The organism is Mycobacterium sp. THU-M104, assembly GCF_049197365.1.
In the GTDB taxonomy this organism is placed as follows: Bacteria; Actinomycetota; Actinomycetes; order Mycobacteriales; family Mycobacteriaceae; genus Mycobacterium.
Map to the genome: position 1 here is coordinate 1 of NZ_JBMIOP010000122.1, position 1460 is coordinate 1460.

Genomic DNA, 1460 nt, shown 5'->3' on the forward strand with positions numbered 1-1460 from the left:
GTGTCAGCGCGCCCGGCAGATAGGAGTCGCCGTCGACAGTGAAGAACGCCTCGGGCATGATGGCGGGATCCTCGATCGTCACCGCTATCACGATGGGGCTAGCACGGTAGGACTATCACGACAGGACTATCACGACAGGACTATCACGACAGGACTAGCACGACAGTCGGCGGACATTAAGGAGCGGGCATGCCTGCAGTGACCGAGATTCCCCGAAGTCACAACCCGTTTGCGACAACGGGCGTCTCGCGCGGCGCAGACGGCATCCCGCGTTACGACCGCCTGCCCGCCACGCTGCTCGACATGCTCGCCGAGCAGGTCGACAACCGGCCCAACAGCGAGGCGGTGGTGGAACTGGGCGGTGAGCGCCTGACCTACCGCCAGCTGTGGCGCCGTGCCGCGCGGGTCGCCGGCGGGCTGCATGCCGACGGTCTGCAACCGGGCGACCGGGTCGCGGTGCGCTACCCCGCCGGGATCGACTGGGTGCTGGCCTTCTGGGGCACCGTGATGGCCGGCGGCATTGCGGTGCCGGTCAATACGCGCTCGGCACCACCCGAAGTCGCGTTCGTGCTGGCCGACTCCGGGGCCCGGATGGAGCTGGCGCCGCAGACGCCGCTGCCTGACGGCGAAGCGTATGTGACGCATCAGTTGCGGCACACCGACACCGCCGCCCTGTTCTACACCTCGGGTACCACCGGTCACCCCAAGGGTGTGCCCACCACGCACGAGGCCTTCCTGACCAACACCGAGAACATGCTGCGCGGTCTCGGCCAACCGCCCGAGCTGGGCGAGGCGCTGCGCACCCTCATCTCGGTGCCGCTGTTCCATGTGACCGGTTGCAATTCGCAGCTTTTGATGGCCACCCGGGTCGGTGGGGCGGCGGTGATCATGCCCGCCCTCGACCTCGGCGGCTTCCTGGCCGCCCTGTCGGCTGAGCGGATATCCTTCCTGGTCACGGTGCCCGCCATCTACTCGTTGTTGTTGCGGCAAGCCAACTTCGGCACTGCCGACGTTTCTCGGGTTCGGTGGGTGGGCTACGGCGGCGCGCCGATCGCCCCGTCGCTGGTGCAGTCGGTGCAGAACGCGTTCCCGCACGCCACGGTGTTCAACGGCTACGGCATGACCGAGACGGCCTCGCTGATGACCGTGCTGCCCGACGTCGACGCCGTCGAGCACGCCGACTCGGTCGGGTACGCGGTGCCTTCGGTGGACCTCGGGGTGCTCCCCGTCGGCGACGACCCGGCGACGGGCGAATTGGTGGCGCGCGGGGCCAACGTGACCGGCTCCTACTGGAACCGGCCGGAGGCCACCTCCTCGACGATCGTGGACGGCTGGCTGCACACCGGAGACGTGGTGCGTGTCGACGACGCCGGCCGGGTGCACATCGTGGACCGGCTCAAGGACATCATCAACCGGGGCGGGGAGAACGTGTCCAGCATCGAGGTGGAGGCCGTGCTGCT

The 1460-nt window shown here is 68.4% G+C and carries 1 protein-coding gene; it reads left to right on the plus strand.

Going from position 1 to position 1460, the window contains the following annotated elements; genetic code table 11:
* Positions 1-189: 189 nt before the first annotated feature.
* On the plus strand, positions 190-1460 hold a 1271-nt coding region (locus tag ACOJVU_RS10715; protein ID WP_421529764.1), incomplete at its 3' end, for a class I adenylate-forming enzyme family protein.